The sequence below is a fragment of the Streptococcus sp. A23 genome (genome assembly GCF_043674155.1).
In the GTDB taxonomy this organism is placed as follows: Bacteria; Bacillota; Bacilli; order Lactobacillales; family Streptococcaceae; genus Streptococcus; species Streptococcus suis_V.
Window position 1 is genome coordinate 86,210 of record NZ_JBIMJP010000001.1, and the last position, 25,079, is coordinate 111,288.

The following is a 25,079-nucleotide window of genomic DNA, read 5'->3' on the forward strand; positions in this document are numbered from 1 at the left end:
ATTATACAGGAATTTTCGGTAAAATAGAAACATGAATCTACAAGTAAACCAACGAATTCCTCTAAAAATCAAGCGCATGGGCATTAACGGCGAAGGTATCGGTTTTTACCAGAAAACTCTCGTTTTTGTCCCTGGCGCTCTCAAGGGAGAAGAGATTTATTGTCAAATTACCGATGTCAAGCGGAATTTTGTCCAGGCCAAGCTTCTGAAAATCAATAAAGAGTCCAAGTTTCGTGTCCAGCCAGCCTGCGAGATTTACCAGGCCTGTGGTGGTTGCCAGATTATGCACCTCCGCTATGACAAGCAGCTGGACTTCAAGCAAGATTTGCTGCTACAAGCCCTGAAAAAATTCAAACCAGCAGGCTATGAACATTTTGACATCCGTCCGACCATCGGCATGGACCAGCCCACCCACTACCGAGCAAAACTGCAGTTCCAGACCCGCTCCTTTAAGGGCAAGGTGACTGCTGGGCTCTACGCAGAAGGTAGCCACCGCTTGATTGGGATTACAGATTGTCTAGTCCAAGATGAAGAAACCCAGACCATTATCAATGCCGTGTCAGACTTACTGACTAAGCATCGGATTCCTATTTACAATGAGCGAAGAGAGCAGGGGATTCGGACGGTGATGGTTCGCAGGGCCCGCCAGACTGGCCAGGTGCAGCTGATTTTCGTCACCTCTTGCCAGGTCAATTTGACGCGATTGATTGAGCAATTGACGAAGCAATTTCCTGCCATTGTCACCGTTGCCCTCAACTGGAACCAGTCCAAATCCAGCGAGATTTACGGGGAGCGAACGGATATTCTGTGGGGACAAGAAGCCATTTCTGAAGCTGTTTTGGACTTTGAATTTTCCTTGTCACCTCGGGCATTTTACCAACTGAACCCGCAACAGACAGAGGTTCTTTATGGAGAAGCTGTTAAGGCCTTGGACTTAAGGGGCGATGAGCACTTGATTGATGCTTACTGTGGTGTAGGGACTATCGGTTTTGCTTTCGCGAGGAAGGTGCAGTCACTGCGGGGAATGGATATAATCCCTGAAGCTATCGAAGATGCGAAGAAGAATGCAGCTAGGATGGGACTGACCAATACCCATTATGAGGCAGGAAAGGCGGAGGAGATTATTCCTAAATGGTACCAGGAAGGCTATCGGGCAGATGCTTTGGTAGTGGATCCTCCTCGGACGGGCTTGGACGACAAGTTATTGGAAACCATTTTGGACTTCCGACCTGAAAAAATGGTCTATGTTTCCTGTAATGTTTCGACCTTGGCACGAGATTTAGTAGCGCTCAGCCGGGCCTACAAGGTTGAATACATCCAATCTGTTGATATGTTTCCTCATACTGCTCGAACTGAAGCGGTGGTTAAGTTGGTGAGGAAATGAGTCTATTACTGGCAGTCACGGATGATTTACCGACATTTTTCTTGAAATTTTCCTAAAAAATGAAAAGTAGGGAAAATCTCTATAAATTCTTGATTTCCGAACGTTTTTTTACTATACTAATAGTGGTTATAACCAATGGAAGAGGTGATAATATGGTTACCGAAGCAGGTGACAAACCGCTATATTTACAATTGGTAGACGAATTGGAAATGAAGATTCGGAATACCATGGAGCCGAATGATAAATTATCTTCTGAGCGCAAGTTAACTCATATTCATGGGGTGAGTAGGATTACAGTCCGCCTGGCAATTCAAGAATTGGAAAGAAGGGGACTTGTTTATAAAAAACATGGTAAGGGAACCTATGTTTCAGAGATAAGAGAGCCTGCTGTTGATTTGTCCTCTGCCTATAGTTTTACAGAGCAGATGCGGAAAATCGGCAAGGTTCCAAAGACCCAGATTTTGTCGTTGCTTGAGAAAAATGCGTCCGAGTATCTGGCCAAGCAGCTGCAAATCGACATCAACGAGCCCATCGTTGAATTAGAACGGATTCGCCTAGCTGATAATGTTCCAATGATGCTGGAAAAGACTTATATTCCAGCTGAAGTTGTACCTGGAATGACTGAAGAGCGCCTTAATCACATGCCGCTCTATGAAATATTTGCTGAAGATTACAATCAAACCATTCGGCTGGCAGAAGAAGAATTTTATGCCAGTATTGCACTAGACCATGAGGCCAAGGTCCTGGGCATTAAAAACAATAGTCCCGTTCTTCATATCACTCGGAAGACCTACAATCAAAAAAATAAGATTATTGAGTTTACCTTTAGTATTGCGCGGGCAGACCAGTTCAGATATAAGATTAGCCACGTCCGTCAAGAGTAGTGGATTTCTACATCAAGGCTATTGAATCAATATTAGTTTTTTTACGAAGACAGCGAGCTAGGACAGGATTACTGCCCTGGCTTTTTTGCAAGAAAAAGAGGGCTTTGAGCCCTCAGGTGATGTTTACGAGAATAATCGTTTAAATATTTTATTTGATGAGTATTTGAGCAGCTGCATGCCAATAAAACCACTTGGAATAGCCAAGCAGAAGGACAGGAAGGCAGGGATGTTCAGCGAAAGATACACGTAAGTTGCTAGAACCGTCAAAATACTAAAAACAACAATATTCACAAAAAATAATAATTCATTGATTCGTGGAAGACTGGATTCTCTTGCTTGGTACGCTTTATAAGGGGCCTGTTTCTCTTTCGGGATATACTCTTCAGTGGGGATTTGGTCAGGCCGATATTGTCTAAGTGCCATATCGTCTCCTTTATTTTGCTTTTCAAGAATACCATAAAATTGAGTGGAAACTGTAACAAGATTATTACAATATTGTTACAAAGAAATTAGAAAAGTCTGAAGATTAAAATTCGGGTCCGCTTCCTTTTTTAGAAAATCTTTGTGATATAATGAACATTATGAAAAATATTATTATAACAGCAACAGCTGAAAGCATTGAACAGGTCAAAGAACTGTTAGCAGCAGGTGTTGACCGTATTTATGTTGGTGAGGCAGACCATGCCCTCCGAATTCCGACCAATTTTTCCTATGATGAGCTTCGCCAAATAGCAGAGCTGGTTCACGAGGCAGGCAAGGAATTGACTGTCGCAGCCAACGCTCTCATGCACCAAGATATGATGGACAATATCAAGCCTTTTATGGAATTGATGAAAGAAATCAAGGTCGATTATCTGGTCGTTGGGGATGCAGGTGTTTTTTATATCAATAAGCGGGACGGCTACAATTTCAAGCTTATTTACGACACATCTGTCTTTGTAACATCCAGCCGACAAATCAATTTCTGGAAGGACCACGGCGCTGTCGAGGCTGTCTTAGCAAGAGAAATCCCATCGGCAGAACTCTTTGATATTTCGGAAAATCTGGAAATTCCTGCGGAAATATTGGTTTACGGTGCCTCTGTTATCCACCATTCCAAGCGGACCTTGCTCAAAAACTACTATAACTTCACTAAGGCGGATGAGACGGATTTGTCCAAGGAACGTGGACTTTTCTTGGCAGAACCTGCAGATCCAGAAAGTCATTATTCCATTTTTGAGGATAAACACGGAACGCATATTTTTATTAACAATGATATCGACATGATGACCAAGTTGACAGAGCTTTATGAACATGGCTACCGAAATTGGAAGTTGGATGGTATTTTTTGTCCAGGTCAGAACTTCGTCGAGATTGCCAAATTATTCGTCCAAGCGCGTGATTTATTGGAAAAAGGAGAATTCACCTACGACCAAGCCTTTCTCTTGGACGAACAAGTACGCAAGTTCCACCCAAGCCAACGCGGTTTGGACACCGGATTTTACGAATTTGACCGGAACAAGGTGAGGTAATAAAACAGTCCGGGGGACTGTTTTATCCCGAGCCTAGAAATAGAGAAGCGAGGCCAGTCCGGGGGACTGTTTTATCCCGAGCCTAGAAATAGAGAAGCGAGGCCAGTCCGTGGGACTGTTTTATCCCGAGCCTGTCAATGGGAAAGCCCGGTCCAGAGGGTTGTTTTAGTCATCGCCAATTCTTAGATTTTATCTTAATTCTATCCTGGTAACTGACTTAGTGTCGGCTTCTAAAGGAGCTTGACACTAAACGGAAAGTTCCATTGAACCTTTCCTAGTCAGTTACACTAGACAGCTAGGTCAAAAAGTGTCGTTTTGACCTAGCTATCGTCGCATATTTTAATTCAAATCAATCTATACTGGCAGAGCCAACTTTGCCACTTAATATAGGTAAGGTCCAAGTACGGAACCGCCTTTAGGCGAGTTCTAGGCCCTGCAATAGGTTTTCAAGTGGAAAAATATCGTTCCATTTGAAAACCGTCGCCAATTCTTAATTTTTATCTTAATTCTATCCTGCAAATAGAAAGAGGAATATTATGTCAAAAGCATTAAAGCGTCCCGAGGTCTTGTCACCTGCTGGGACATTGGAGAAATTGAAGGTTGCCATTGATTATGGTGCCGATGCTGTCTTTGTTGGCGGTCAGGCCTACGGTCTGCGTAGCCGGGCTGGGAACTTTACTATGGACGAGATGCGGGAAGGGATTGAATACGCCCACGCCCGTGGTGCCAAGGTCTATGTTGCGGCTAACATGGTGACCCATGAAGGGAATGAAGAAGGAGCGGGAGCCTGGTTCCGTGAACTGCGGGATATGGGCTTGGATGCGGTTATCGTGTCTGACCCAGCCCTCATCGTCATTTGTGCCACTGAAGCGCCGGGACTTGAAATCCATCTGTCCACCCAGGCTTCATCGACCAATTATGAAACCTTCGAGTTCTGGAAGGAATTGGGCTTAACCCGCGTTGTTTTAGCCCGCGAAGTGACCATGGAAGAGGTAGCTGAAATTCGTAAACGGACAGATGTTGAAATCGAAGCCTTTGTCCACGGTGCCATGTGTATCTCCTACTCAGGACGTTGCGTCCTCTCCAACCACATGAGCAAACGTGATGCCAACCGCGGCGGTTGCTCCCAGTCTTGCCGCTGGAAGTACAACCTCTATGACTTGCCATTCGGTGAAGAGCGTCGTTCGATTAAGGGGGAAATACCAGAGGAGTTCTCCATGTCTGCGGTGGACATGTGTATGATCGACCATATTCCAGACATGATTGAAAATGGGGTTGATAGCCTAAAAATCGAAGGCCGGATGAAATCTGTCCACTACGTGTCAACCGTAACCAACTGCTATAAGGCTGCGGTCGATGCCTATCTAGAAAGTCCAGAAAAGTTTGAAGCGATCAAACAAGACCTGATTGACGAGTTGTGGAAAGTAGCCCAGCGTGAACTGGCAACTGGTTTTTACTACAATCCACCAACTGAAAATGAGCAATTGTTTGGTGCCCGTCGCAAAATTCCTGAGTACAAATTTATCGCTGAAGTTGTTGCCTTTGACAAGGAAACCATGACAGCAACTATTCGTCAGCGCAATGTCATCAACGAAGGAGACCAAGTTGAGTTCTACGGGCCAGGTTTCCGTCATTTTGAAACGACCATTCAAGGCCTGCATGATTCCAATGGAGATAAGATTGACCGTGCCAATAAGCCTATGGAACTGCTGACTATTAAGCTAGACCGTGAAATCTATCCAGGCGATATGATCCGCGCCTGCAAGTCAGGGCTCATCAATCTCTATCAAGAGGACGGCAAGGCTGTTACTATTCGTGCATAAGAAAAAGGCTGGAGAAATTCAGCCTTTTGATAATTGTGATTTTTTGATGTTTTCTGGAACCAGAGAGATTTTTTTAATCTCATCAATCCGAATGATACTGGTCACGCGCCGTTTGAAATTTTTCATAATCAAGCGTTGTCGTTCCTTGTCATACTTGACAATATCCCCGGTAAAGCTACGTTCACCATAAATAACATGGATAGCAGCCTTCTTTTGAATGGCCAGCTCAAGATACTCTTGAATCTCTTCTCTGGTTGCAGGCTCCATAGGCTTTGGTTGGGATCTGTAAACCAGAAAATCATTGATACGGTCGAAAATGGATTCCAAAAACCTCTTCATGGCAATATCCTTTCAAACTTGCTATAATCATCTTATACAATTTTTATAAAAATGACAAGTGTTTGCGAACAAATAAGTGAAGGAGGTAACAAATGGCAGAATTTACATTTGAAATCGAAGAAAAACTCTTGGTCCTATCTGAGAATGATAAGGGCTGGACCAAGGAGCTTAATCGTGTGTCCTTTAACGGGGCACCAGCCAAATATGACATCCGCACTTGGAGTCCCGACCATACCAAGATGGGCAAGGGCATTACCCTCAGCAATGAAGAATTTCAAGTCATGCTGGATGCATTTACCAATTAGTAAGATGAGGAGCCTAAGCGATTAGGTTCCTTTTTCTCATAACTGGTTGGAGGAGTTTGTGTGCCACTGTGGCGAGGGAAATTTTTGCTAAATCAGGCAGGATGAAGGGCAGGACTGTCCAGCCAAGTGTATCTGTCCAGCTAGCACCGCTGACCAGTTTGAATACTAAACATCCCAGTCCAAAGCAAGTAGCGGTTCCCAGCAGACAAGCCAGAAAGACCTGGAATGGAGAACTATTATTTGTCGTCAAGCTGGATGTGATAGCCGCGTAGGCCAAAAAGCCCCAGAGAAATCCAGCAGTCGGTCCGAAAAGATTGGCCACTCCACCTGACAATCCTGCGAATACAGGCAGTCCAATGGCACCCAAGGTCAGATAAATTCCGACACTTGCCAGGGCCAGTTTCCTTGGGTAGAGGCAGGCAATCAGGGCGATAGCCAGGGTTTGGAGAGTAAAGGGAACAGGACCAATGGGAAGGCTGATTTGTGAAAGGGCTGCAATGAGGGCCGCACCGATTGCAGTGTAGACCAAATGGAGAGTTGATTCTTGTTTCATGGGATGGTTATCCTTTTATAATAATTGGTTAACAAAATTATAGTTTGATTTTCAAAGGAAGTCAATCCATTGACTATCAGCTGTCACAGTTATAGGAAAAATCTATAGCTATTCATAAAAAAGTTATATAAGCAAAAAACTATGTTTTTTAAGTAGACTGGTCCATTCTCATGCTACAATGGATAAAAATAAGAAAGCGAGACATCCTATGTCAGAATTATTAGCTATTTACCGTACCTTAAAAGCTAAAAAATGGGTGGATTTGACCCATCAAATCAATGAAAATAGTCCTCATTTCCCTGCCCTGCCTGCCTTGGAGAAGAAGACCTTGTTTGACCACAAGGACGGATTTTTCGTAGAGCAGTTCACGGTCGTTGGCCAGTATGGTACCCATATCGACCCGCCTGTTCACTTTGTGGAGGGGGCTCGTTATTTGGACGAGATTGACTTGAAAGATTTGCTCCTGCCTCTTTATGTTATCGATAAGTCGCAGGCAGTTGCAGCAAATCCAGATTACCAAATCACCAAGCAGGATATTTTGGATTTTGAAGAGGAACATGGTCCTATTGCAGAGGAGTCCTTTGTTGCCTTCCGCTCAGACTGGTCTAATCGCTGGCCAAGCCAGGATGCCATCCGTAATTTGGATGATAATGGAGTGCAACATACCCCAGGTTGGAGCCATGATGCCTTGGAGTATCTGATTGAGGAACGCAAGGTCAAGGCCGTTGGTCATGAGACCCTGGATACAGACTCAGGAGTATCAGCAGCAGAGAATGGTGGTAGCCTTCCAGAGGAATACTATCTTCTGTCAAAAGACATTTACCAGGTAGAAGTCCTCAACAATCTTGATCAGGTTCCAGCGACGGGGAGCTTGATTTCCATCGCCTTTCCACATTGGGAAAAGGGCTCGGGTTCACCAGTTAGAGCCATTGCTATTTTGCCATAAGATGATAAAACGCCCAGATGAAAGTCTGAGCGTTTTTATGAAATTTCTATCGCATGGTGACAAATTCTTCTGAGCCAGTTGGGTGGATTGCCACAACGGCGTCAAATTGTTCCTTGCTAGCTCCCATTTTGATAGCAACTGAGAAACCTTGGATCATCTCGTCGACACCGTAGCCGATACCGTGGAGGCCGACCACTCGTTCTTCAGGACCAACGGTGACTAGTTTCATCTTGGTCAGCTGGCGGTTGTCTGCCATGGCTGTGTACATAGAGGTAAAGGCTGAAGTGTAGCACTTGACTTGGTCCGCACCGTATTGAACAAGGGCCTGGTCTTCTGTTAATCCGACCGTACCGATAGCTGGGTGGGAGAAGACAACAGTTGGAATGTCTGTATAGTCCATTTTGGCATCTGTTTTACCGTTGAATAAGCGTTCCGATAGGAGCCGTCCAGCCTTGATAGCAACGGGTGTCAACTCTTTTTCACCCGTCACGTCGCCCAAGGCATAGATGCCAGGAACCACTGTTTCTTGGTATTGGTTGACTTCGATGTGGCCCGATTTTGTTAGTGTCACACCAGTAGCTTCTAGGTTAAGCTGGTTGGTATTTGGCTTGCGCCCAACAGCCCAGAAAACCTGGTCAGTAATGTGGGAAGTGCCGTCCTCAAAGAAGATTTGGATTTTTCCTTCTGGCGTTTTCTCCAGCTTGCTTGGCGTTTTATGGGTGTGAAGTGGGAGCTTAGTTCGCTCCATCTCTTCCATGAGGGCATCCGTAATGTAGGTATCGAAGTTACGCAATGGGCGGTCGCCGCGGACAAAGAGCTGGGCATCCACTCCCAAACCGTGTAGGACGCCAGCCACCTCAACGGCAATATAGCCAGCGCCGATAACAGCGACAGACTCTGGCAATTCTTCCCAGGCAAAGAAGTCGTCGGACACGACACCCAATTCAGCACCTGGAATGGCGGGAATAACTGGAAGACCACCAGTAGCGATGACAATGTGTTTGGCTTTGATTCGCTCACCATTGACCTCGACCGTATGGCTATCTACAAATTTAGCAAAACCTTGAATGACCTCAACCTGATTGTTTTTGAAGGTATTGCTATAAGAGGAACGAGAACGCTCGATATAGGCCTCACGGTTCTGACGCAGGGTTGCGAAGTTGAAGTGAACATCCTGGCTGGTGAAACCGTATTCTGGTCCATAAGTGTGAATGGCTTCAGCTACTTGAGAACCGTACCACATGATTTTTTTAGGAACACAGCCTAGATTGACACAGGTTCCACCGATATAGCTGCCTTCAATAACGGCAGCCTTGGCACCATACATAGCCGCTCGGTTCATAGTGGCAATGCCACCACTTCCTCCACCAATGCTGATAATATCAAATTCTCTCATTTTCTTCCTCCAAAGATTTCTTGACTACATTCTACCCTTTTTTTATCTTTCAATCAAAAATCCGCTACGTCTATCGTGAAACCTTGTTTAGGTTTTTCTTACTATTATTTTGTAAAAATACTGGCCATACCTGCATGATTGATAGAAGCTATTTCTTACAAAAATGTAAGTGGGATAATTGACAAAAATATTATAAAATTAGTATGGAAAACACTTGCAAAAAACGATGTATAGGTGTATTATCTGTATAAGACAATTATTTTTGTAACATGTAAAGGAGACTGATATGTTTAAGTCCAAAAAAGCAAAAATTGCCCTTTTTTCTGGTCTTGGGGTTGCATCGGTAGCCCTGGTCGGTGGGGCCTTACTCTTCTCTAATGCCTTAGGTGGTTCAGGTAGCGCAGGTGAAGACTTTACATTACCCATGACCTACAGGGTGGTTCAGGAAGGTTCGATTGCTTCGTCGACCTTGTTGACGGGGACAGTGGCTGCGGGTGAAGAGCAGTTTGTCTATTATGACCCCTCTAAAGGCGATATCAGTGAATTTTACGTTGAACAGGGGAGCCAGGTAGAGGCTGGAACGGCCCTGCTTCGCTATGATGCTTATGAATTGCAAACGGCTCTTGATTCGGCTGTGCGCGGACGGGATAAGATTGGACGTCAAATATATGAGGTGCAAAATGGTGGTCAGACCTTGCCAACAACAGGTGACCCAGCCTTGGATGGAGAAGCAGCGGCCTCTGCCCAACGTTCCATTGATTTGCAATTGGCGGATTTGAATGATGCCTATGCGGATGCCCAAGCGGCGGTAGACAAGGCGTGGACGGCCGTCAATGAAGCGACCGTTGCCAGCACCGTGTCAGGTACAGTTGTTGAGGTCAATAAGTCTGTTTCTAAGAGCTCAACCAATAGCCAGACAGTCATTCACATCGTCAACCAAAATAGCCTGCAGGTGACAGGTCAGCTTACAGAATATGATTTGGCCAATATCAAGGTTGACCAAGAAGTGAAATTAAGCACTAAAGTCTATCCAGAACAGACCTGGACTGGTAAAATTTCCTATATTTCAAACTATCCAGCCAATGATCAAACTGCGGTAGCAGTACCGGGTGGCGGCGGATCTGGTGGTGGTGCCAAGTATACTTTCAAGGTGACTTTGACTAGCGATATCGGCGACCTCAAGCAAGGTTTCACTGTCAATATGGAAGTGGTCAACACCAGCAAAAATATCTTGGTCCCTGTGACAGCTGTTGTCTATGAGGATGATAAGACCTTTGTTTGGACATTGGTAGATGGTAAGGCTAAAAAAGTAGAGGTGACTCTGGGTAATGCAGATGCTCTTAACCAGGAAGTGATCAAGGGCTTGTCTGTTGGTGACCATGTCATTGTCCTCCCAGATTTTGACTTACAAGAGGGTCAAGAGGTAGAAGCCGATGAAGAACCAGCTAATTAAACTCACACAAATCAACAAATCCTATAAAAACGGTGACCAGGAGTTGCGAGTTCTCAAGGATATTGATTTGGAAGTCGAAGAGGGAGAATTTCTAGCCATTATGGGACCGTCCGGGTCTGGTAAATCCACTCTCATGAACATTATTGGTTTGCTGGACAGGTCTAGTTCTGGCAACTATTGGCTAGAAGGCGAGGAAGTCAGCCAGTTATCGGAGAAAAAGTTGGCCCAGGTCCGCAATGACCAAATCGGTTTTGTCTTCCAACAATTCTTCCTCCTTGCCAAGCTCAACGCCTTGCAGAATGTGGAGTTACCCCTAATTTATGCAGGAGTACCGTCCAACCAACGTAAGAAAAAGGCCAAACGTTACCTAGAAAAAGTTGAATTGGCAGAACGTATGGACCACCTGCCGTCGGAATTGTCTGGAGGTCAAAAGCAACGGGTGGCTATTGCGCGTGCCTTGGTCAATAGCCCAGCCATTATCTTGGCGGATGAGCCGACGGGGGCCCTGGATACCAAGACTGGCCAGCAGATTATGGAGCTTTTGACTGAGCTCAATAATGAAGGTAAGACCATTATCATGGTCACCCACGAGCCAGAGATTGCCGCCTATGCCAAGCGGAAAATCGTTCTTCGGGACGGGGTTATCACTGAGGACAGAAGAAGGGAGGAGGCTTAATGGAAAATTGGAAATTTGCCTTAAAATCAATCCTAGCCCACAAGATGCGCTCCCTCCTCACCATGCTGGGTATCATTATCGGTGTGGCTGCTGTTGTTATCATCATGGCTCTAGGTGAAGGCCTACAGAAATCCATGGAGAAGGCCCTGGCTGGTGAGCAAAATAATGTCTCTGTCCATTTTTCTCCTTATGTAAATTTAGAAGAGGTTTCGTCGGGTTTATTTAATGCTGGCTTCACTGGGGAAATGTCTATGGAAGAAGAGCCTGACTTGACCCATAGCATGTTGCAAGGACTTCTGGAAATTGACGGTTTAAGCAACTACTATATCAATTTGAGTAATATGGGAACAATAGAAGCCGGTAACAAATCAGCTGATAATGTGACCATCAATGGGGTCAGCCATTCCTATTTTGATGTCAAAAATCTAGAAATTTTGGCAGGACGCAAGTTCACTCCTAATGACTATAGTCGCTTTGCTCGCATTATCATGCTGGATGTCAATCTGGCTGAAAAACTGTTTGGCTCCATGGAAGCCTCCCTCAACCAGACGGTTTCTCTCAATGGCAATGCCTATCTAGTTATCGGTGTTTATAAGGAGCCCAATGCTGGTACGGCCATGTTTGGGATGAACTCAGGCGGTAATGCCATTATGGCCAATACCCAGGTTGCTGCAGAGATGGGCATGAAAGAAAATTCTGGACTCTATGTCTATGTCGAAGATGTGACCAGGGCCACAGAGGTTGGTCAGGCTGCTGCGGACTATCTGACTAGGGTTTCTGGTCTAAAAGAGGCTCGCTATGATATTTTTGACATGTCTGCCATGATTGAAAGTTTCAAGAGTGAGCTAGGTATTGTGACCACCTTTATAGGTGCGGTTGCAGGTATCTCCCTCTTGGTCGGCGGTATCGGCGTGATGAACATTATGCTGGTATCCGTGACCGAGCGGACACGGGAAATCGGTCTGCGGAAGGCACTGGGAGCGACTCGTGCCAATATCTTGAGTCAGTTCTTGATTGAGGCTATGGTCTTGACCACTCTGGGCGGTGCCATTGGTCTCTTAATCGCCCAAACGACTGTCGTTTTGCTCAATATCAGCAAGGTCATGGGTGAGGGTATGTCCGCCGTCATCTCTATCCCAGTGGTTCTGGGGAGTCTCGCCTTCTCAGCCCTGGTTGGTATCATCTTCGGTGTCCTCCCAGCAAATAAGGCTTCTAAATTGGATCCAATTGAAGCACTGCGATATGAATAACATTCAAAACGATTAGGTTTTTCCTAGTCGTTTTTCTGTGAGCAAACGGCTTGACATTGTCACTAGTTAAAGATAAAATAAGGACATCATTCAGATTAAAGGAGTAACATCATGGTAGAATTAGGTATTTCAACATTTGGAGAAACAACCCCTCTTGAAAAGACAGGAGAAACGTACAGCCACGACGAGCGCATTCGTCAGCTGGTCAAAGAGATTGAACTGGCAGATCAGGTTGGCCTGGATGTCTATGGGATTGGGGAGCATCACCGCGAAGATTTTGCGGTCTCTGCACCTGAAATTGTCCTGGCAGCAGGTGCTGTCAATACCAAGCATATCAAACTGACATCAGCAGTTTCGATTCTTTCCTCTATGGATCCAGTCCGCCTCTATCAGCAGTACACCACCATTGATGCTTTGTCAAACGGCAGAGCGGAAATCATGGCTGGCCGTGGTTCCTTTACGGAGTCCTTCCCCTTGTTTGGTTATGATTTGCATGACTATGAAGAACTGTTCGATGAAAAATTGGATATGCTTTTAGAGATTGACAAGGCTACCAACTTGAATTGGGGTGGTAAATTCACCCAGTCGGTGGACAATAAGCCTGTATATCCGCGACCTGTTCAGGAAGATTTTCCTATCTGGGTAGCGACTGGTGGCAATGTCGAGTCAACCATCAAGATTGCCCAAAAAGGCCTGCCAATCGTTTATGCAGTCATTGGAGCAGGGGCTCATCGTTTTAAACCGCTGGTAGATGCCTACCGAAAGGTGGCTCGCAATTCCGGTCACTCACCTGAGAAAACTAAGGTTGCAGCCCATTCTTGGGGTTGGATAGCAGACGACCATGACAAGGCTGTTGAGGAATACTTCCACCCAACTAAAGTGGTCACTAACAATATCGCAAAGGACCGGCCACACTGGTCTGAAATGACCAAGGCCCAATACCTCTATTCTTTGACAGATGAAGGAGCAAGCATTGTTGGCGATCCACAGCACGTCGCTGCAAAAATTATCCAAACTATCGAAACCTTGGATTTGGAGCGTTTCTTCCTCCACTTGCCAATTGGCTCTATGCCACATGAGGATGTCCTCCGTGCTATCGAGCTTTATGGTAAAGAAGTCGCACCGATTGTGCGAGAATATTTTGCTAAAAAAGAAGAAGCTGAAAAGTAAATTTGCCCTCACTGAAAGGCTGGTATTCGCCAGCCTTTTTATCTGTCCATTTTAGGAAAAAATGATGTATAATAGATGCAGAAATAGATGTTTGAGGGCGCAAAATGGAAAATTTACAGGAATATGTAGCGTTTGATTTGGAATTTAATGCGGGCAACGGTGCCTATCAGCTGATTCAGCTGTCGGCAGTTAAGTTTGTCAACCATGAGGAAGTGGACCAGTTCGACAGCTATGTTTACACAGATGTTCCCCTCCAGTCCTTTATCAACGGTTTGACAGGTATCACCGCAGAGAAGATTAAAACTGCCCCTAAAATAGAGACAGTTTTAGCAGATTTTCAGGCCTTTGTGGGACAAGCAGCCCTCATCGGTTACAATGCTATGAAGTCTGATCTACCTATTTTGGCAGAAAATGGTCTGGATTTGAAGGACCAGTACCAGGTTGACCTCTATGAAGAGGCCTTGGAGCGTCGGTCAACAGACTTAAACAGTATCGTCAATCTCAAGCTGACCTCAGTGGCGGACTATCTGGGTGTCAAGGGACGAGGGCACAATAGCCTAGAAGATGCTCGTATGACCGCCCAGGTATATGAGAAATTTTTAGAGTTTGATGAAAACCAACAGATGCTAGGTCAGCAGGAAGTCGTGACCAACAATCCCTTTGCCGGACTAGGAAATTTGTTTGATTAGAAGAGAAAATGAGCTACAGCAATGAAACTGTAACTCATTTTTTTGATTTTCTAGTTGGCATTGGTGTGAAGCTATAAATTTGCGTTCAGCTAGAGCATATTTCAATTAGGGAGTCCAATAGTCCAGTGGACTATTGGAGCCAATCGCTGAGAAATAAGAGAGCGATTGGAATTGATATGAGTCCCTAAAACTGCACTCATCTCAAACTTACTTCATCGTAGGGAAAAGAAGTACATCCCGAATGGTTGTTGTATCTGTTAAGAGCATGCAGAGGCGGTCGATACCGATTCCCAGTCCGCCTGTTGGTGGCATACCGTATTCGAGGGCTTCGATATAGTCGTAGTCTACGCCAGTCGCCTCGTCATCACCCAGTTCTTTAGCTTTAGCTTGGGCTTCAAAACGTTCCAATTGGTCGATTGGGTCGTTCAATTCTGTAAAGGCATTTCCGTATTCCTTTGTCATGATGAAGAGCTCAAAGCGGTCTGTGAAGCGTGGGTCTTCATCGTTTTTCTTAGCTAGTGGTGACACGGCTACTGGGTGACCATAGACAAATGTTGGTTGGATAAGAGTTGCTTCAACGTACTCTTCAAAGAAGCTGTTGATGATTTGGCCAACTTCTGTATGGTGTTTTTCTACAGGAACCTTGTGTTCGTTTGCCAGGGCGATAGCTTCTTCTAAGCTCATCTCCTGCCAGAAGTCCACACCAGTTTGTTCCTTAATAGCATCGACCATGTGGATACGCTTGAATGGCTCGTGGATAGCAATTTCAGTTCCTTGATAAGTAACAGGACCGTCGCCGACAACTGCCTTAGCAGTATGTTGGATAATGCCCTCGGTCAAGTCCATGATGTCTTGGTAGTCAGCATAGGCCTGGTAGACCTCAATTGAAGTAAACTCAGGGTTGTGAGTGGCGTCCATACCCTCGTTACGGAAGATACGGCCGATTTCATAGACACGCTCCATACCACCGACAATCAGGCGTTTGAGGTGCAATTCAGTCGCGATACGCAAGACCATATCAATGTTTTGTGCATTGTGGTGGGTAATAAATGGACGGGCAGCAGCACCACCAGCCTCATTGTGGAGAACGGGCGTTTCCACTTCCAAAAAACCAAGTCCGTCCAGGTAACGACGGATTTCAGAAATGATTTTTGAGCGCGTGATAAAGCGGTCAAAGCTCTCACGGTTGGTAATCAAATCCAAATAACGCTTGCGGTAGCGGGTTTCGATGTCTGTCAAACCGTGGAATTTTTCTGGCAATGGGCGGAGCGCCTTAGACAGATGGGTCAGCTTGCGAGCGTGGATAGACAATTCGCCCACGTTTGTTTTGAAGACGTCGCCCTCAACACCGACAAAGTCACCCAAGTCAGCTTTTTTGAAGATTTCGTAATTTTCTTCGCCAACATCATCCTTACGGACATAAATTTGAATTTGCCCTTCACGGTCTTGGATATGGGCAAAGCCAGCCTTACCCTTACCGCGTTTGGTCATGATACGACCAGCGATAATAGCCGTTTGACCCAGCTCTTCCAATTCTTCTTTTGATTTGTCTTCGTATTGTTCCTTCAACTGAGCAGAATCAGCAGAGCGTTCAAATCGCTTACCGAAGGGGTCAATGCCCTGTTCTGCAAGAGCTGTCATTTTCTCACGACGGACAAGTTGTTGGTCATTCAATTCTTCAAAATGTTCAGTAGACATAAAATTTTCATTCCTCCAAAGTCTGTTCCTTCTATTCTATCATAGAAGAGGTAAAAAATCAGCAAAAAAGAAAGCAGGAAACTGCTTTCTTAGTGAGATTTATAGCGAGTATCATTCCAAACCAGCTCGGTAAAGTGTTCAAAGTCTGTCGTTTCCAAAATGGAAATGGAAGCATTATCCAAACCACCGCGGTGACGGAGCTGGGCGGGTGTAAATCCGAGCAGCCGGTGGATGGAAGCGGTTAGGATAGCTCCGTGGCTGACAATTAAGACCCTATCCATGTCCTGTCTTTTTAATGATTGGATAAAATCCACCATCCGTTGAGTAACTTGATGGACACTTTCTGCTTCAAATAGGTCATTGTCAAAAAGGGCTAGATTATGTTTGAGTGCCCAGGCTTGTTTGGGGTAGATGGCACGAAAAATTGCCATCTTGCTTCCTTCTAACGTTCCAAAATTCCATTCACGTAATTGTTGCGTGATTAGAACGGTTTGGCAATGGTGATTGGCTTTGGCAATTTCTACGGCAGTGCTATGTGCGCGCTGCAAATCACTAGAATAAATAGCATCAAAGGGGATTTCAGCAAGGTATTTGCCTAGTTTTTCTAAATCCTGATAAGATTCAGGCAAGAGAGCCGAATCTCCAGAATAACCCTGAAATCGACCTTCCAGATTCCACTCGGTCTTGCCGTGGCGGATAAAGTAAATCCTCATGCTAGTCTCCCTCGGTCAAATCGGAAAAACTAGCCTTGACAAAATCAGCCAGGACCTGACTATCAATGCCGATGGAACGGCCCACTTCACCAGCAGAGACAATCATGTAGCCCGTTTCCAGTGCTGACTGGTCTATGTAGATAGGAAAATTGTGCTTTTGCCGGATACCGACAGGGTTGTTGGCACCGTGGACATAGCCGGTTGTCTTTTCCAGATCCTTTTGTGGAATCATGGTGACCTTCTTGTTGCCAGAGACCTTGGCCAATTTCTTTTCGGACAGGTGCTCGGTAATGGGAACAATTCCGATAATGGGCCCTGTCTTATCACCTTTTAGGGCCAGGGTTTTGTAGATTTGTTCCATTTGGATACCTTCAGGTACCTTGCCTTCAAGGGCATTGATGACCAGACTGTCGTGGGCAATTTTGGCCTTGTCCAGAATCTGGTCGACCAAGGTTTTCTTGATTTTTTCTTTCTTTGCCATAGGATGACCTCCTACTTGTATTTTTCCTCGAGTTTGCTCATCCAAAGGCCTAGCCAGGCACCAAGAACAAAGAGGACAAGGGCAGCAAGCCAGGTTCCGATGCCAGCTCCAGCATAGGAAATGGCTTCCTCATTGCCAGCTTGTGGGATAAGGATGAGAATGGTGGATGAAGCGACGATACCGATGATAAAGTGGTAAACGCGGGAGTGGTAGACCTTGAGAGCATGGTCCATGGACTTAGAAAAAGCCACCATAGCTAGGGCCCCACCGATAGCGATAGGCAGAAAAGTGCCAAGCAGGTCCAGGGACTTGAATCCATTGAGCATAGGCGTGTAAATCCCTAAAATCAAAAGCAAGTTAGACGGGCTGAGCCCAGGTACCAAAATCCCCAGAGCAATCAGAGCACCAGCCAAGACAAAACTAGCAAAGCTAGCTGGCAGGGTTCCGACCAAACTGTTCAAATTGTAGAGCAAAAGACCAGAGACGATAAAGGTTGCAACCAGCCAAATCCAGTCAATGCTGTCACGCTGGCTCTTTTGAATAGATTCCTTGAGCAGGCTAGGAATGGTTCCTACAATGGCACCGGCAAAGGCCCAGAGAACGGGTACCTGGAAGTGCTTGAGCAGGAATTCAACCGGGAAGGAGAAGAGAGCAATACCCAAAATTCCCCCGATTCCAACAGGGATAAAATAGCGAAAATTTTCCTTGAAATCCTTGCGAATATTGGCTAAAAAGCCGATGAGCCGCTCATAGATGCCCAAAATCGCAGCCAATACACCACCAGAAACACCGGGCAAAATAAATCCAAGGGCGATAATCATTCCCTTGATAATTCTTGAAATCCAAGATGACATAAATTCCTCCAAAATTATGTAATGGACCCATTATAGCACATAGACCGAATTTCGTCGAAAAAAGCCTGCCAAAACGGACAGACTTAGGATGATTTGACTTTAAAGAAGGCAGGTCTTGATTTGTAGAGAATAATCAACAGACCTGCTGCAATCAGGGTCGATGGCAGAATATAGCTGATATTGTATTGAAGAGAGTAGAGCCAGACAGGCATACCAGGTGTAGCGTAGTCAGCATAGAAGATGATTCCGGCCAGGAAGTTGGCCAGGAAACGAATATTGCCTCCAAGTAGACTGGCTAGTCCAATCCAGCTGATTGCACTTGTGCTGGTCTTACTGGCTTTAAAAGGTCTTGTAAATAGCCCTGCCAACCCAATTCCAGCATAGGATAAGGCGTAATCCAGAAAGACCTGGAAGGGATTGAGGAAGTAGCCTCCGTAGAAGAGTTGGATGGTACCGACAATTCCACCTGCTAGCACACCGATAGCCAGGCCATGTCTGAGTGCCAGAAAGAGAATGGGCAGCATGACCAAGGAAACCGATCCACCTTGAGGCATAGTGAAGAGCGGTAGTTTGTCAAAGACCAGGGCAATGGCAGAGAAGATGGCTACTTCAGCCAGGGTACGTAATTTAGTATGGGACATAAAAAACCTCCTTTATGGTTGCAATGAAAGGAGGGTTGGCTTTTTATGATATCCATAAAACACAATCCCTACGCTAGTCTTACCTAGATCAGGTTCGAGGATTTCGCAGATGCGATCTCAGCCGAAGCACTCCTTTGTGAAATTATTTAGTTGTTACTCAGGAACGGTAAAGAGCTTTTGATAGACCTCGTTAGGGTCTTTTAAGCTAGTGATGAGGTTGAGGTCCAGATGGTATTTAAAGCCATTCAAGTAACCTCGTGAAGTATATTGGTGAAGGTCGTAGGCCAAATCAGTGTTGGGAGCGGCATTGTAGTAACCCGAGTCCGTCCCATAGGTTGGAATCCACAGGGCATCAAACTTATCTACTGTGATGCTATGTTCATCCATAAAATAGGTGCCAATATAGAGTCCAATATTTCTAGCACCAAGGTCTACCAACTCCTGTCTGAAAGCCTCGACGCCGGCATCCATATCACCCATGGTCTTTTCCTCAACGTCCATCCAATAGAAGGTTGGCTTGTAAGGCGAGGACAGCTTGTAGAAGGATTGGGCTTCTTTTTTCATGGCTTCTATAGAATTTCCTGTCACATAAGCATAGACAGCGATGGGAACTCCCCGCTTTTGAAATTCTTCAATATGCTGCTTATAGGACTTGTCAATTCCATTTTTATCGGTGGCAGAGTTTTCTTTCTTTGTATGGGAACCACTCTGAATCCGGATAATAGCTCCAGAAATCTGTTCGCTGAGCGTATCGTAGTCGATATCCTCAGGTCGTTGCCATGCGGAAACGTCAATGATTGGCTTCATTTCTAAAGCATTCTCTATGACATAGGTAGAGCTTGCGCTTGTGATCTTCTTTGCTTCCTTTTCTATTTGAGCTTCTTGAATTGCTGCCGCCCGTTTTTCAGCTTGGATAGCCATGGTCCGAGTCAAGAGAATCAAGGAAGTGAATAGAGCAAAGAAAACAATCACAATGATAGGTTTAATTCTCTTTCTCATCTTTTTTATTTTAACTCAAAGATCTGGAAAAATCAAAAAAAATAGTCTCATTTATGCAGGAAATAGCTAACTTTCATCCGCTTGACATATCCTGGCTATTGGGGTATGCTACTAATGGATATAAGAACCTGTCATTAAAGGGCGGAACCTTTCTCCGTTGCGAATTTGTCCAACAAGTTTCTTGCATGAGAATACAGGTCCTAAAAATGAAGTAGGAGTTGCATGACTACCCAGAAAATTAGTAGAATTGCTATCTTAGCCAGCCTTTGCATAGCACTTCGATTTGCCTTTTTTCCTTTTGCTAATATCAAGCCCATTACAGCTATATTTTTAGTCTCCAGCCTTTTTTTGCCCATGGCAGATGCTTTCCTCATCATGGCTTTGACCATGTTTGGGACGGCTATTTATATGGGGTTTGGGATAGTTGTTTTGTGGCAGATTCTCAGTTTTGCAGCTATCATGCTAGTGTGGAAATGGGTATGGTCCGGCCTGCGGTTGAGCTATTGGAATTCAGTCCTCATACCTATGTTGTTAGCTGCTGTAGTCACTTTTCTATATGGATTGGTCATTAGTCTTCTGTCAGCCCTACAATTTGGGGTCAATCCATGGGTCTATTGGCTAAATGGCTTGAGTTTTGATGTGGCCCATGCAGTATCAACTGCCTTATTTTACCCAATTATTGACGGGATTTTTCGGAGGTTTATAAAATGAAACGGTTACTAAGAATTTGTGTTAGTGTCCTATCTGTCTTGGTTTTGCTAGGGTGTTCGACAACGAGTAACCAGCCTACAGCTAGCAGTCAGGTAGAGGAAACCAGTCAGCTACTTGAGGCCACTTTGAGGATTACGACTGATGGTCAGAATTCTACCGAAAATGTCCGATTTGAAGCTGGTGATTCTGTCATGGATGTCCTGGAAGAGTACTACGATATCGAGGAAGAAAACGGCATGGTTACGGTCATCGACGGAAAAAGTCAGGATCCAGCCAGCAATACCTACTGGATGTATAAGGTCAATGGTAGCTTGGCAGAAAAAGGTGCTGCAGAACAAATTCTACAAGAAGGCGACGATGTTGAATTCTACCTTGAAAGCTTTCAATAAACTCAAATAGCTAGAGCACTTAAACAAACTAGGTCAGAGGATTGCCTCTGGCTTTTTATATGCTTTGAAAAACAAATTATAGTTGTGAAAATGGTCAATTGACATTCCTGATTTTGCAGAGAAATAGGCCGGTATATTTTATTAAAATTGAGTGAACAGAATAATGTTCCTTATTTTTGAATCTGCTTGGCTATTCTCTCGTTTTTTGATGAAACTATGCTATAATAGAAATAATATACAGCATAGAACTTGTTTTTTATAGGAGGACCAATGAAGATTGATAAACGGCATTTGCTGAACTATTCTATTCTCTTGCCCTATCTGATTCTTTCAGTGATTGGCTTGATTATTGTCTATTCAACAACCAGTGCCCTACAAATACAAAAGGGCGGAAATCCTTTTAGCATGGTCATTAGCCAGGGACTTTTCTGGATTCTGAGTTTGGTAGCCATGTCTATCATCTACCGGATGAAATTGACGGTCCTGAAGAAGAGGGGGCTGATTCGCTTATTTCTCCTCTTGGAAGTAGCCATGTTGGTCGCGTCGCATTTCTTTGATCCGGTCAATGGTGCCCACGGTTGGATTCGCTTGGGACCGGGGGGGATCATCGGTCTCCAACCGGCGGAATACTTGAAATTATTGATTGTCTGGTACCTGGCGGCACGATTTTCCGCTATGCAGAGGGATATCCAGGTTTATGATTACCAGGCCTTGATTAAGGGAAGCTGGATGCCCAAGGCCTTTAATGATTGGCGGATTGTCAGCCTGTTTTTCCTGGGGTTGGTAGCAAGCCTACCCGATTTGGGGAATGCTACGATTGTAGTTTTGATTATTTTGGTCATGGTAACGGTCAGTGGTGTGGCTTATCGCTGGTTCTCAACAGTCCTGATGGGCTTGGTCCTGGGAGCAACCATTTTGTTGGGCTCCATTCGGATTTTAGGGGTTGATTTGGTGGCACGGATTCCCGTCTTTGGCTATATTGCCCGTCGCTTCTCAGCCTACTTCAATCCCTTTGAAAACGCGACAGAATCAGGTTTGCAGCTGACCAATTCTTACTACGCCATGAGTAATGGCGGTTGGCTGGGCAGAGGCTTGGGAAATTCTATTGAGAAAAATGGCTATCTGCCAGAAGCCCATACAGACTTTGTCTTTTCCATTGTCATCGAAGAATTAGGCTTTGTCGGAGCCTCCCTGATTCTCGCCCTCTTATTCTTTTTGATATTGAGAATTATTGTGGTGGGTATCCGGGCTAGACGCCCCTTCAATTCCATGATGGCTTTGGGAGTAGCAGGGATGATGCTGATTCAGACCTTTGTCAATGTCGGTGGTATTTCCGGCTTGATTCCTGCTACGGGAGTGACCTTCCCCTTCCTATCACAAGGAGGGAATAGCTTGTTGGTTATTTCTATAGGAATTGCCTTTGTTTTAAATGTTGATGCAAATGAGAAACGGGAGCTCTGGGAAGAGGAAATAGAGCAGACTATGGCTAAAACAGAAAGTTAGGGAGAAATATGAAAATTCAGAAGTTAGAAAACTACAACAACAAGGATGCTATCAAGGAAGAAGTTGCTATCCTGACCACTATCCTTGAAGAGGTAGCTGGACAGATGATGTCTGCAGATACCTTTCAGAAGATTTTGGAGCTTTCTCAGCTCTCACATGAGGATGATTACCAGGCCTTGATTGATATTATCGGCCAGTTAGACAATGACGAATTGGCTGTGATTTCTCGCTATTTCGCTATCTTACCTCTCTTGATTAACATCTCTGAAGATGTGGACTTGGCCTATGAAATCAACCATCAAAATAATATTGGTCATGATTATCTAGGAAAAATTTCCACAACAATTGATATGGTGTCCAAACATGAAGATGCGGCTGAAATCCTTGAAAAACTCAATGTCGTTCCTGTCTTGACGGCCCACCCAACTCAGGTTCAACGCCAGTCCATGCTGGATTTGACCAAGCATATCCACGAATTGCTCCGTCGTTACCGCGATGTCAAATTGGGCTTGATGAACCGGACCAAGTGGGAAGACCAACTGCGTCTTTATATCGAAATCATCATGCAGACGGATATGACACGGGAGAAGAAACTCAAGGTTACCAATGAAATTACCAATGTCATGGAGTATTACAATTCCTCCTTCATTAAGGCAGTGACCAAGCTCCAAGGAGAGTACAAGCGTCTGGCTGCCGAGAAGGGCATTGAGTTGGATAATCCGCGTCCTATTACCATGGGTATGTGGATTGGTGGTGATCGTGACGGAAACCCATTTGTGACGGCCGAAACCTTGAAATTATCAGCCCTGACCCAGTGCCAAGTGATTATGAACTATTACGATGAGCAGCTTTACAAGCTCTACCGTAATTTCTCACTGTCGACCACTATTGTCAAGGTCAGTCCGGCAGTTCAGCAATTGGCTGATTTGTCACAGGATCAGTCTGTCTATCGTGAAAACGAACCCTACCGCCGTGCCTTCCATTATATCCAGATGAAGTTGGCAAACACGCGTGATTACCTCGTGCACAACAAACCAACTGATGATCGCTATGAAAACGTTGCTGCTTTCAAGGCTGACCTGCTGGCTATCAAGAAATCCCTGAAAGAAAATAAAACAGCGGCACTGATTAAGGGAGATTTGACAGAGATTTTAGAAGCGATTGAAGCCTTCGGCTTCTACTTGGCCAGCATCGACATGCGTCAGGATTCATCTATCTTAGAAGCAAGTGTAGCAGAGCTCCTAGCATCTGCACGGATCGTTGAAGATTATTCAAGCCTGTCAGAAGAGGCTAAGTGCCATGTGCTCCTCAAACAATTGGAAACAGACCCACGCATCCTGTCAGCAACCCATGTAGCCAAGTCAGAGCAGTTGGAAAAAGAGTTGGCAATCTTTGCTACAGCGCGTGAACTCAAGGATAAGCTGGGTGAAGAGGTCATCAAACAGCACATCATTTCCCACTCAGAGAGCGTATCAGACTTGCTAGAATTGGCAGTCTTGCTCAAGGAGGTTGGTCTGGTTGATGTCGACAAGGCCCGTGTTCAGATTGTTCCACTCTTTGAAACCATTGAAGATTTGGACAATGCTGCTGCTACCATGCGTGATTATCTGAAATTAGACCTGACCAAACGCTGGATTGCTGGCAATAAATATTACCAGGAAATCATGTTGGGCTATTCGGATTCCAATAAAGACGGTGGTTATCTGTCATCAGGCTGGACCCTCTACAAGGCTCAGAATGAATTGACCCAAATCGGTCAAGAAAATGGTGTCAAGATTACCTTCTTCCATGGCCGCGGTGGTACGGTTGGTCGTGGTGGTGGTCCATCATATGATGCCATTACCTCCCAGCCATTCGGTTCTATCAAAGACCGTATCCGTTTGACCGAGCAGGGCGAGGTGATTGGTAATAAATATGGTAACAAGGACGCAGCTTACTACAATTTGGAAATGCTGGTGTCTGCAACGCTGGATCGTATGGTAACGCAGATGATTACGGATCCGGATGAAATTGGTAGTTACCGTGAAACCATGGATGAGATTGTGGCGGATAGCTATACTATTTACCGCGACCTGGTCTTCAATAATCCTCGTTTCTACGATTACTTCTTTGCCGCGACGCCAATCCGTGAGATTTCCAGTTTGAATATCGGTTCTCGTCCAGCAGCCCGTAAGACCATTACTGAAATCGGTGGGCTCCGTGCCATTCCTTGGGTATTCTCTTGGTCACAAAACCGTGTCATGCTGCCAGGTTGGTATGGTGTTGGTTCTAGTTTCAAACGCTATATTGACAAGGCGCCTGAAAATCTAGCTAAACTACAAAAAATGTACGAGAGCTGGCCTTTCTTCCGTTCACTCTTGTCAAATGTAGACATGGTCTTATCCAAGTCCAATATGAACATCGCCTTTGAATACGCCAAAATGTGTGAGACAGAGGAAGTTCGCAATATCTTCCATGCCATTTTAGATGAGTGGCAGCTGACTAAAGACATGATTTTGTCTATTGAGCAACATGAAGAGTTGCTAGACGAACTGCCTTTCCTCAAGGCCAGTCTGGACTACCGCATGCCTTACTTCAATATTCTTAACTATATCCAAATTGAGCTCATTAACCGCCTCCGTCGTGGGGAGCTCAGCAAAGAGCAGGAAAGCCTGATTCACATCACCATCAACGGTGTGGCGACAGGTCTCCGAAATTCAGGATAAGAGACG

General features: G+C 45.1%; 25 protein-coding genes and 1 riboswitch. Of the genes, 15 read left to right on the forward strand and 10 right to left on the reverse strand.

The genetic code is table 11. From position 1 onward, the window contains the following. Positions 1 to 31: 31 nt before the first annotated feature. Entirely contained in the window at positions 32 to 1,384 is a 1,353-nt protein-coding gene (gene rlmD, locus ACHBIE_RS00490) for a 23S rRNA (uracil(1939)-C(5))-methyltransferase RlmD (RefSeq protein WP_394732445.1), read from the forward strand. A 152-nt stretch (positions 1,385 to 1,536) separates the two neighbouring features. Further along, positions 1,537 to 2,268, forward strand: coding sequence for a GntR family transcriptional regulator (locus ACHBIE_RS00495; RefSeq protein ID WP_105123070.1), 732 nt, complete (start codon positions 1,537 to 1,539; stop codon positions 2,266 to 2,268). 123 nt (positions 2,269 to 2,391) lie between these two features. Here ACHBIE_RS00495 and ACHBIE_RS00500 read toward each other — a convergent pair whose 3' ends face one another. Further along, on the reverse strand, positions 2,392 to 2,691 hold the full coding sequence (locus ACHBIE_RS00500) for a DUF3270 family protein (RefSeq protein ID WP_172009369.1): 300 nt from the start codon (positions 2,689 to 2,691) through the stop codon (positions 2,392 to 2,394). A 158-nt stretch (positions 2,692 to 2,849) separates the two neighbouring features. Between ACHBIE_RS00500 and ACHBIE_RS00505 the strand changes: the two genes are divergently transcribed. Together ACHBIE_RS00505 and ACHBIE_RS00510 are read left to right on the forward strand one after the other, a co-directional pair. Next, positions 2,850 to 3,779, forward strand: coding sequence for a peptidase U32 family protein (locus tag ACHBIE_RS00505; protein ID WP_105110674.1), 930 nt, complete (start codon positions 2,850 to 2,852; stop codon positions 3,777 to 3,779). A gap of 536 nt (positions 3,780 to 4,315) precedes the next feature. Further along, on the forward strand, positions 4,316 to 5,602 hold the full coding sequence (locus tag ACHBIE_RS00510; protein ID WP_105123072.1) for a U32 family peptidase: 1,287 nt from the start codon (positions 4,316 to 4,318) through the stop codon (positions 5,600 to 5,602). 18 nt (positions 5,603 to 5,620) lie between these two features. Here ACHBIE_RS00510 and ACHBIE_RS00515 read toward each other — a convergent pair whose 3' ends face one another. Continuing rightward, entirely contained in the window at positions 5,621 to 5,941 is a 321-nt protein-coding gene (locus ACHBIE_RS00515; protein ID WP_105123073.1) for a hypothetical protein, read from the reverse strand. Between the two features lie 92 nt (positions 5,942 to 6,033). Between ACHBIE_RS00515 and ACHBIE_RS00520 the strand changes: the two genes are divergently transcribed. After that, a complete protein-coding gene (locus ACHBIE_RS00520; protein ID WP_105123074.1) occupies positions 6,034 to 6,246 on the forward strand; it encodes a YdbC family protein in 213 nt (70 codons plus the stop codon). Between the two features lie 13 nt (positions 6,247 to 6,259). Here the strand turns inward: ACHBIE_RS00520 and ACHBIE_RS00525 are convergent, their stop codons facing one another. Continuing rightward, positions 6,260 to 6,799, reverse strand: coding sequence for a biotin transporter BioY (locus ACHBIE_RS00525; protein WP_105123075.1), 540 nt, complete (start codon positions 6,797 to 6,799; stop codon positions 6,260 to 6,262). 208 nt (positions 6,800 to 7,007) lie between these two features. Here ACHBIE_RS00525 and ACHBIE_RS00530 point away from each other — a divergent pair, with 208 nt between their 5' ends. After that, on the forward strand, positions 7,008 to 7,745 hold the full coding sequence (locus ACHBIE_RS00530; protein WP_105123076.1) for a cyclase family protein: 738 nt from the start codon (positions 7,008 to 7,010) through the stop codon (positions 7,743 to 7,745). 46 nt (positions 7,746 to 7,791) lie between these two features. Here the strand turns inward: ACHBIE_RS00530 and gorA are convergent, their stop codons facing one another. Further along, a complete protein-coding gene (gene gorA, locus ACHBIE_RS00535) occupies positions 7,792 to 9,141 on the reverse strand; it encodes a glutathione-disulfide reductase (RefSeq protein WP_105123077.1) in 1,350 nt (449 codons plus the stop codon). A 286-nt stretch (positions 9,142 to 9,427) separates the two neighbouring features. Between gorA and ACHBIE_RS00540 the strand changes: the two genes are divergently transcribed. From ACHBIE_RS00540 to ACHBIE_RS00560, 5 genes are all read left to right on the forward strand, one after another. Beyond that, on the forward strand, positions 9,428 to 10,594 hold the full coding sequence (locus ACHBIE_RS00540) for an efflux RND transporter periplasmic adaptor subunit (RefSeq protein WP_394732446.1): 1,167 nt from the start codon (positions 9,428 to 9,430) through the stop codon (positions 10,592 to 10,594). After that, positions 10,575 to 11,270 (forward strand): ABC transporter ATP-binding protein, encoded by a 696-nt coding sequence (locus ACHBIE_RS00545; protein ID WP_105123079.1) that lies wholly within the window; start codon positions 10,575 to 10,577, stop codon positions 11,268 to 11,270. Before ACHBIE_RS00540 ends, ACHBIE_RS00545 begins: the two co-directional genes overlap by 20 nt. Beyond that, positions 11,270 to 12,520: an ABC transporter permease gene (locus tag ACHBIE_RS00550; RefSeq protein WP_105123080.1), complete on the forward strand. Its 1,251-nt coding sequence runs from the start codon at positions 11,270 to 11,272 to the stop codon at positions 12,518 to 12,520. The genes ACHBIE_RS00545 and ACHBIE_RS00550 overlap by 1 nt, the downstream gene beginning before the upstream one ends. Positions 12,521 to 12,631: 111 nt before the next feature. Then, positions 12,632 to 13,690 carry an LLM class flavin-dependent oxidoreductase gene (locus ACHBIE_RS00555; protein ID WP_105123081.1) on the forward strand — a complete coding sequence of 353 codons (1,059 nt, stop codon included), beginning with the start codon at positions 12,632 to 12,634 and terminating at the stop codon, positions 13,688 to 13,690. A 104-nt stretch (positions 13,691 to 13,794) separates the two neighbouring features. Further along, positions 13,795 to 14,379 carry a 3'-5' exonuclease gene (locus ACHBIE_RS00560; RefSeq protein ID WP_105123082.1) on the forward strand — a complete coding sequence of 195 codons (585 nt, stop codon included), beginning with the start codon at positions 13,795 to 13,797 and terminating at the stop codon, positions 14,377 to 14,379. A gap of 207 nt (positions 14,380 to 14,586) precedes the next feature. Here the strand turns inward: ACHBIE_RS00560 and lysS are convergent, their stop codons facing one another. The 6 genes from lysS to ACHBIE_RS00590 all read right to left on the reverse strand — a co-directional run bounded on the left by lysS (position 14,587) and on the right by ACHBIE_RS00590 (position 19,765). Beyond that, positions 14,587 to 16,077 (reverse strand): lysine--tRNA ligase, encoded by a 1,491-nt coding sequence (gene lysS, locus ACHBIE_RS00565; protein WP_105123083.1) that lies wholly within the window; start codon positions 16,075 to 16,077, stop codon positions 14,587 to 14,589. An 89-nt stretch (positions 16,078 to 16,166) separates the two neighbouring features. Next, a complete protein-coding gene (locus tag ACHBIE_RS00570) occupies positions 16,167 to 16,790 on the reverse strand; it encodes a histidine phosphatase family protein (protein WP_105110687.1) in 624 nt (207 codons plus the stop codon). A gap of 1 nt (position 16,791) precedes the next feature. After that, positions 16,792 to 17,271 (reverse strand): aminoacyl-tRNA deacylase, encoded by a 480-nt coding sequence (locus ACHBIE_RS00575; RefSeq protein WP_105110688.1) that lies wholly within the window; start codon positions 17,269 to 17,271, stop codon positions 16,792 to 16,794. 11 nt (positions 17,272 to 17,282) lie between these two features. Beyond that, positions 17,283 to 18,125: a DUF368 domain-containing protein gene (locus ACHBIE_RS00580; RefSeq protein WP_105123084.1), complete on the reverse strand. Its 843-nt coding sequence runs from the start codon at positions 18,123 to 18,125 to the stop codon at positions 17,283 to 17,285. 83 nt (positions 18,126 to 18,208) lie between these two features. Next, positions 18,209 to 18,766 (reverse strand): energy-coupled thiamine transporter ThiT, encoded by a 558-nt coding sequence (gene thiT / locus ACHBIE_RS00585; RefSeq protein WP_105123085.1) that lies wholly within the window; start codon positions 18,764 to 18,766, stop codon positions 18,209 to 18,211. A 48-nt stretch (positions 18,767 to 18,814) separates the two neighbouring features. Then, a riboswitch (TPP riboswitch) is annotated at positions 18,815 to 18,910 on the reverse strand. A gap of 9 nt (positions 18,911 to 18,919) precedes the next feature. Then, the gene (locus tag ACHBIE_RS00590) at positions 18,920 to 19,765 is read right to left on the reverse strand and encodes a glycoside hydrolase family 25 protein (RefSeq protein WP_394732447.1); all 846 of its coding nucleotides are present in this window, start codon (positions 19,763 to 19,765) and stop codon (positions 18,920 to 18,922) included. 222 nt (positions 19,766 to 19,987) lie between these two features. Here ACHBIE_RS00590 and ACHBIE_RS00595 point away from each other — a divergent pair, with 222 nt between their 5' ends. The 4 genes from ACHBIE_RS00595 to ppc all read left to right on the forward strand — a co-directional run bounded on the left by ACHBIE_RS00595 (position 19,988) and on the right by ppc (position 25,073). Beyond that, a complete protein-coding gene (locus tag ACHBIE_RS00595; RefSeq protein ID WP_394732448.1) occupies positions 19,988 to 20,476 on the forward strand; it encodes a hypothetical protein in 489 nt (162 codons plus the stop codon). Further along, positions 20,473 to 20,865, forward strand: coding sequence for a DUF4430 domain-containing protein (locus ACHBIE_RS00600; RefSeq protein ID WP_105123088.1), 393 nt, complete (start codon positions 20,473 to 20,475; stop codon positions 20,863 to 20,865). The genes ACHBIE_RS00595 and ACHBIE_RS00600 overlap by 4 nt, the downstream gene beginning before the upstream one ends. A 270-nt stretch (positions 20,866 to 21,135) precedes the next feature. Continuing rightward, a complete protein-coding gene (locus tag ACHBIE_RS00605; RefSeq protein ID WP_105110288.1) occupies positions 21,136 to 22,368 on the forward strand; it encodes an FtsW/RodA/SpoVE family cell cycle protein in 1,233 nt (410 codons plus the stop codon). An 8-nt stretch (positions 22,369 to 22,376) separates the two neighbouring features. Beyond that, positions 22,377 to 25,073, forward strand: a complete 2,697-nt coding sequence (ppc, locus tag ACHBIE_RS00610) for a phosphoenolpyruvate carboxylase (protein WP_105110289.1) — start codon at positions 22,377 to 22,379, stop codon at positions 25,071 to 25,073. The last annotated feature ends 6 nt before the right edge of the window (positions 25,074 to 25,079 follow it).